This window comes from Pseudohaemophilus parahaemolyticus (genome assembly GCF_938021905.1).
GTDB lineage: Bacteria > Pseudomonadota > Gammaproteobacteria > Enterobacterales > Pasteurellaceae > Haemophilus_A > Haemophilus_A parahaemolyticus_B.
The window spans coordinates 1-7,275 of the sequence record NZ_CALIFA010000051.1; the positions used below are offsets into that span (position 1 = coordinate 1).

General features: G+C 41.5%; 5 protein-coding genes. 2 read left to right on the plus strand and 3 right to left on the minus strand.

Annotated features, from left to right (window positions below):
* Positions 1-74 precede the first annotated feature (74 nt).
* Together rpmI and infC are read right to left on the minus strand one after the other, a co-directional pair.
* Positions 75-272: a 50S ribosomal protein L35 gene (gene rpmI, locus QMF79_RS04840; RefSeq protein ID WP_005596065.1), complete on the minus strand. Its 198-nt coding sequence runs from the start codon at positions 270-272 to the stop codon at positions 75-77.
* A 288-nt stretch (positions 273-560) separates the two neighbouring features.
* Entirely contained in the window at positions 561-1,103 is a 543-nt protein-coding gene (gene infC, locus QMF79_RS04845; RefSeq protein WP_281772969.1) for a translation initiation factor IF-3, read from the minus strand.
* A gap of 209 nt (positions 1,104-1,312) precedes the next feature.
* On the opposite strand from infC, the gene QMF79_RS04850 reads away from it, so the two are divergent.
* Both QMF79_RS04850 and recB read left to right on the plus strand, forming a co-directional pair.
* Complete coding sequence (locus QMF79_RS04850) at positions 1,313-2,704, plus strand: MATE family efflux transporter (protein WP_281772967.1); 1,392 nt, start codon at positions 1,313-1,315, stop codon at positions 2,702-2,704.
* A 77-nt stretch (positions 2,705-2,781) separates the two neighbouring features.
* Positions 2,782-6,420, plus strand: coding sequence for an exodeoxyribonuclease V subunit beta (gene recB / locus QMF79_RS04855; RefSeq protein ID WP_281772968.1), 3,639 nt, complete (start codon positions 2,782-2,784; stop codon positions 6,418-6,420).
* On the opposite strand, the gene fdhD is transcribed toward recB, so the two are convergent.
* Entirely contained in the window at positions 6,413-7,225 is an 813-nt protein-coding gene (gene fdhD / locus QMF79_RS04860; protein ID WP_281772970.1) for a formate dehydrogenase accessory sulfurtransferase FdhD, read from the minus strand. The two genes, recB and fdhD, sit on opposite strands and share 8 nt — an antisense overlap.
* Positions 7,226-7,275 lie beyond the last annotated feature (50 nt).

A 7,275-nucleotide genomic window follows, 5' to 3' on the forward strand; every position in this document is an offset into this window, starting at 1 on the left:
CACGAGCCATTATTTAATCTCCTAATGTATATTTAAAAACTAAAATTCACTAAAGTACGTCTTCACGCAAACGCTTATGCGTATGGCAAACACGCTACTACTAATACTTGGTCTGCTTTCGCTACCATTGATTTGTGGCGTAAGTGACGTTTACGTTTAGTGGTTTTCTTAGTCAAAATATGACGTAAGTGAGATTGTTTACGTTTGAAACCGCCTGAAGCTGTTTTCTTGAAACGCTTAGCAGCACCACGTACTGTTTTAATTTTAGGCATTGTTTTAAAAACTCCGCATTGTTTTGTTAATCATTAGTAATTAGGCGAGCATTATTACTAATACTGCTTGTTAAGCACTAATTACATCTCAAGCAATAAATGTATTGCATTATTTAAAAGCAACCCAGGCTGCGTAGTGTGCCTGTTGTCATCTTTGTCTTCTAGTAAAAGAAAACAGGCAGATTCTACTGAAATATTGCTCGCTTTGCAAGCGGTAATTTTTAAAATAAAAATGCAAGCTCACATTCTCTGTCAGCTTGCATTCATTTAATTCATCAGAATTAGAAATTATTTTTTCTTAGGTGCAATAACCATTACTGCTTGACGACCTTCTAATTTACCTGGTGCAGATTCTACTGCTGCAATTTCAGCCGTATCTTGTTTTACACGCTCTAATACATCTAAACCGATATCTTGGTGAGCCATTTCACGACCACGGAAACGCACGGTAATTTTGACTTTATCGCCATCTTCTAAGAAACGTACGATACTGCGTAATTTAACTTGGTAGTCGCCTTCATCTGTACCTGGACGGAATTTAATTTCCTTCACTTGAACGACTTTCTGTTTTTTCTTCTGCTCTTTTGCCGCTTTTTCTTTCTCATAAATGAACTTACCATAGTTCATAATACGACAAACTGGCGGTTCAGCATTCGGGCTGATTTCTACTAAGTCTAACTCAGCTTCTTCCGCTCTCGCCAAAGCATCTTGAATTGACACGATACCAACTTGCCCGCCATTTTCATCAGTTAAGCGAACTTCCTTCACGCCACGGATTTCTTCGTTAAGACGGTGAGCGCGATTTGACTGAACACGTTTTACAGGTTTAATAGTATTATTCCTCTAGTTAGTTTATATGTAAGCTGCATCAAAGCAGATTTTGTTTCAACAGTTTGCCTTTTAAGACAAAAACGGGAGAAATTCTAGCGGATCTAAATTGATTATGCAATAGCCAATCGTTTGAGTCGCGAAAACTTCTGGCAAAAATGGCATTTAAGCGTAAGGCTCGCTATAATAAGCCGTTCTAATTTGAGGTTTTTATGAATTTACAGTGGCAAAAATATCCGCACAACGCGAGAAAACTTTTTAAACTCACTATCCCAATTTTTATCTCCCAACTTTCCGCTTCAGGGATGGGGCTTGCTGATATTGTTATGGCAGGCTTAGTCAGCGATGACGATGTTTCCGCCATTGCGGTCAGTAACTCGATTTATTTCCCGCTTTTCCTCTTTGTGCTCGGCTTACTCAATGCGATTACGCCAACTGTTTCTTATCTGAACGGTTCGAACCAACGCCATCTTATCGCACATCAAGTGCGACAAGGCTTTTGGCTTGTGCTCACAATGTCCATTCCGCTGATTTTGATTTTTTGCAATAGCCATCTGATTTTGGACTATATGCACACGCCTGAATCGTTCTCGATTAAATCGCAGCAATATTTGATGATTATGGCAATCGGTATCATTCCCGCATTGCTTGCCATCAACCTTCGCTGTATGAATGACGGTTTATCTAATCCAAAGCCTGCGATGATCATCACCTTCTTCGGCTTATTGCTGAATATTCCGCTTAACTACATCTTTATTTTTGGTAAATTCGGCTTGCCAGAAATGGGTTCGGTCGGCTGTGGTGTGGCAACCGCCATTGTGAACTGGGTGATGTTCTTGATGATGCTCTACTACTGCTACACCAACAAATCTCAACGAGATATTGGCTTGTTCAGCAAATGGATGGAGATGCCAAGCGGTCAAACTTTACTAAAAATTTGCAAACTCGGTTTGCCCATCGGTTTTGCGACTTTCACCGAAGTGATGCTGTTCTCAACATCCGCACTCTTCCTCTCGCCATTAGGTGCACAGGTAGTGGCAAGTCATCAAGCGGCATTACAAACCAGCTCGCTTTTCTTTATGATCCCGATGTCATTTAGCATCGCCACCACCATTGTAATCGGGCAAACCTTAGGACAAAAACGCCTTGAGGATGCGAAAGTATTAAGCTATCACGCCCTGCTAACAGGCTTTATCTTCGCGTGTGGCGCTGCGGTTGTGATTGTCTTGCTAGATAAATACATCCCGCTTGCATTCACGCGTGATCCGCTTTCGATCTCTATTGCCGCGAACTTGCTTTTATTTGCTGCGGTGTACCAAATCCCCGATGCCCTCCAAGCGGTGGCTAACGGGGTATTACGTGGCTATAAGCACACGCAACCCATTTTATATGTGACGATTTTCTGCTATTGGATTGTCGGAATGCCGCTCGGCTATATTTTAGCCAGAACCGTTCTCATCGTTGAACCAATGGCAGCCCAAGGTTTCTGGCTCACTTTCTGTATTAGTTTGAGTTTTGCAAGCGGGTTACTAATTTGGCAAATTCGCAAAATTCAGAAAGTACCACACGAGGCATTGATTCAAAAATTGGAAAGAATTAAATAACCATCGTTTTAATTACTCTCTCCCCTTGAGGGAGAGACAGGGAAAATATCTGCAAATACTTCTATCTCAGGTAACCTATGCAAACTCTCAACCCTCTCACACTTCCGCTTAACTGTGCCAGCCTTATTGAGGCTTCAGCAGGTACAGGCAAAACGCATACCATTAAAAACCTCTATCTTCGCTTATTACTCGGCATAAGCCACAATGGTGAACCGCTCGAACCACTCACTGTGGAGCAAATTCTGGTGGTAACCTTTACCAAAGCCGCAACCGAAGAGCTCAAAGATCGTATCCGCGAGAACATCCAGCAATGCTATGCTTTTTTCTCCGCCAAACTCAAAGATAAAGCGGTCGAAAATAATGATTTTTTTGCAGATCTTTATAAGCAGGTTGAAAACAAAGAGGAAGCCTTGCTCCGCTTGCGAATTGCCGAGCGTGAGATTGATTTGGCAAGCGTGTTTACCATTCACAGCTTCTGCCAAAAGATGCTCTATCAATTTGCATTCGATTCGGGCATCAGTTTTGAATTTGAGCTACAACAAAACGAGCAACATCTGCTAGAGCGTCTTGCCCAAGAAGTGTGGCGTGAGCAGTTCTACCCGATGAATTTGAGCGAAACCAGCATTGTAGCGAATGAGCTCAAAACACCACAAGATGCATTGGATGCCGTGCGAGCTTATCTGACAGAAACTTTGCCAGAGTTAAACGACGATCAACAAGGCATTAACCAACCTTTTACCGAGCATTTACAAGCCTATCAACAATTATTGGCAGAAGTTCGCCAATATTGGCGAGCTAACCGCGAGGAAATTGTAAGTCCGATCATCAATGAACTGGATAAAAAATATAAAACGGGCGTGAAAAAGGCGTTGAATCGCCGCTCATATCAAATGCGTTATCTGGAAAATTGGTTGAAATCGGTGGATGCGTGGGCGGAAAGTGAAGCCATTTATTTCCCCGCAGAGCATTTTTCACGCTTTTGCCAAACAAGCCTTATTGAAAAAGCAGAAGAAGGGGCAGAACCGCTCACATCGACGCATTTCGCAACCAATCAAGCATTTTTGACCGCTTATCAAAGCCAATTCGAAGCAAAACAGAAATCGGTTTTGCTTTATCAATTCTTAATGCGTTTACGGGAAAAATTGGCGGATTATAAAGCCACACACCCTGAAAAAAGTTTTGATGACTTGCTGATTATGCTCAATCACGCCTTAAAAAACACGCGAGGTAAGCAGTTGGCAAGCCAGATTCGCCAACAATATCCGTTTGCTATGATTGACGAATTTCAAGATACCGACCAAACTCAATACGAAATCTTTAGCCAAATCTATATGGCAGAAGAGGTCCAAAATCAGGGCTTTATTATGATTGGAGATCCCAAACAGTCGATCTACAAATTTCGTGGGGCGGATATTTTTACCTATTTGAAGGCCTCGGAGCAAGCGGATGAAAAACGTACCTTAGATAAAAACTGGCGTTCTTTGCCGAAGGTTGTTGAAGCAGTAAATCAGATTTTTACCTTCCCAGAAAATAGAGAAAACCATCCGTTTTTATATCAAGGCATTCCATTTCAAGCGGTAAAAGCCAAAACGCCAGAGGCAGAATTAATCGGTAGTGAAAATGTGGTTTGCTATTTGCAGCCTGAATTTAAAGAAAATGAAGCGGCTGAGCATTGTGCCGATCAAATTCAAAAGCAATTGATGGTAATGCAAGCGGGCGAAATTTATCTACAAAATGTCAAAAGTGGGAAGAAAAGTAGCTTTGAGGCGAAAGATATTGCGATTTTGGTGCGAAGCAATAATCAGGCCAAATTGATGAAACATACTTTAGCTAAACGAGGTTTGAAATCTGTTTTTCTCTCTGAGCGTAGCCGTGTTTATGAGAGTGAGGTCGCGTCAGAATTAGTATGGGTGTTAAAAGCCTGCTTAAATCCGTATCAACAGAAAACCTTGCTCTGTGCTTTGGGTTCAAGTTTGTGGGGTTTAACCGCACAAGAGATTTATCAGCTTAAAAATGATGAGCAGCAATGGGAAAACTATGTTGATAAATTTGTTCATTATCAACAGATTTGGCAATCACAAGGCGTGTTGCCGATGTTACATCAACTCTTCTTGCAAGAAGGTGTAATAGAACGTTTAAAAGCTCGAGCGAATGCAGATCGTTTATTAACCGACCTCTTCCACCTTGCGGAAATTTTACAATCGGCAATGCAAGAGGTGGAAAATGAGAGTGCCTTAGTGCGTTGGTATGAGCAAACGCTAAATGATGTCGAGAATGGTGACGATACCCATACTTTACGTTTAGAAAGCGAAGAGGCATTGATTAAAATCGTGACTATTCACGGCTCAAAAGGGTTGCAATATCCTGTCGTTTGGTTGCCATTTATTGGTAAAAACAGCACTAGCGTAAAAGCATCTGCTCTCTCTATTTACCACGATGAGAATGCTCAAAAGCAGTGGGATTTTGGCGGAAGAGAGGAAACCATCCAACAGCTCAAGAACCAAGCAGAATATGCGGAAGATCTACGTTTGCTTTATGTTGCCTTAACCCGTGCCGAATCGCAGCTGAACTTGATTTTGCCAGCTCAATTTAGCAAAGGTTGGAATAGTATTCACTATTTGCTTAGCAATGGCGAAATCGGTTTAACAGGTACTGAAACAAGCAGTAGCACAGAAACCTATTTTGCAGAGAAAGGATTAAATTGCACATTACAAATGCTTGCAGAAAGTGCCGGGGAACGTTTTTGGTCACCAGAGCAAGAAAAGGCAGCATTATTACAAGAGCGTGAATTTAACCACACAATCCCAACCGTTCAAGGACAGATCACGAGTTTTAGTGCTTTAAGCAACTATAACGATTGGGCATTAGAAAGCCACAACAAGGCTCAAACAGATTACTTCACGGAAATCAGTGATTTTGCACAAGATTACGATAATCAGACCGCTTACAACGAGCCATTATTTGAAGTGGAGGCTGAACAAGCGGGCGATTTTGGGGCGGAAATTACAAATGGCTTAAACGCTTACCAGTTCCCACACAGCACCAAAGTGGGGAATATTTTGCACCGCTTTATGGAGCATAGTGATTTCCAGCAAGCGGTTCAAGTTGAGGCGATTTTGCCAATTTGCGAACAACTCAATTTAGGCGAAGCGTGGCAAGAACCCGTTCAGCAATGGATGGAACAAGTTCGCACCACGCCATTTGCCGACAATTTAGCATTGAGCGATTTTTCCAATGAACAGCGCTTAAATGAGTGGCAATTCTTCTTACGCTTAAAAAATGAAGAGGGCTTACGCAAGCTCAATCAGCTGTTACAAGAACATAGCGAATTGGCTCGTCAATTGCCACCATTGCGATTGCCGCAACTTTCAGGTTATGTGCGAGGTTTTATCGACTGCATTGCCAAAGCGAAGGGTAAATTTTATGTGATTGACTATAAATCGAACTTCTTAGGCTATTTACCGCAAGATTACCGCCAAACACGCCTTGCGAAAACAATAGGACAATATCGCTACGATTTACAATACTTGCTCTACACCCTTGCGGTACATCGTTACCTACGTGCTCGCTTAGGTGAGAATTACGACTACGACCGAGATTTTGGCGGCGTTGCTTATTTATTCTTACGTGGAATGAACGGCGAACCGACCAGCGGTGTGTATTTCGATAAACCAAGCAAAGTATTGATTGACGGAATGGATTTGTTATTTAGTTAAGATTTAGGCGATTAGTACCCGAATAAACCGTCGCCTTGCCTTTGCGGGTAAAACCGAGTAAGCTAAATCCATTTTCTTGTGCCATTTTGGCTGCCATTTCAGTGGTAGCGGAAATGGCACATAACATTTCTATCCCTACTGCAACGCATTTTTGCACCATTTCAAAACTGGCTCGACTTGTTACAAACACAAAGCCAAGAGGTTCATTGTTTGCAACGTACCAACCAATGAGTTTATCTAAGGCAACGTGTCTGCCAACATCTTCTCGAATGGCAAGTAATTCGCCTTCTGAGCTAAAAAATGCAGCCGCATGGCTTGCACCTGTTTCTTTGGAAAGTTGTTGGGCTTGTTCTAATTGCTCAAGTGCGTGATTAAAAATAAGCGGGTTGATGTTTGACAAGCGGTCAGATTTTTTAGCTAAATTACAACTCTGTTTAATTTGTTCTAATTGTTCTACACCACAAATGCCACAACCTGTTCTGCCTGTCATTGACCGGCGTTTTTCTTTTAATTCAACAAAACGGCGGGTGCTAATTTCTAATTGCACCTCTATGCCATCACATTGCTCAATAATATCTATGCCGTAAATTTCTGACTTGTTAGAAATAATTCCTTCCGAAAGCGAAAAGCCAATCGCAAAATCATCTAAATTATTTGGCGTACACATCATCACTGCGTGAGAAATGCCGTTATAAACCAGAGCAACAGCAATTTCACTAATTAGGTTATCTTCGCACGGTTGGGCTGTTATGGCTTGATCAATCAAGGCTAAACGAGTAGCATTTATTTTGTGTAAAATATTCATATATTTTTTAATATTTAACTTGTAATAAATAAGAATTATTCTCAATAGTG

Coding starts and splice junctions, on each gene's coding strand:
- QMF79_RS04850 (WP_281772967.1), top strand. CDS start 1,313: ATGAATTTACAGTGGCAAAAATATCCGCACAACGCGAGAAAACTTTTT.
- recB (WP_281772968.1), top strand. CDS start 2,782: ATGCAAACTCTCAACCCTCTCACACTTCCGCTTAACTGTGCCAGCCTT.
- fdhD (WP_281772970.1), bottom strand. CDS start 7,225: ATGAATATTTTACACAAAATAAATGCTACTCGTTTAGCCTTGATTGAT.
- rpmI (WP_005596065.1), bottom strand. CDS start 272: ATGCCTAAAATTAAAACAGTACGTGGTGCTGCTAAGCGTTTCAAGAAA.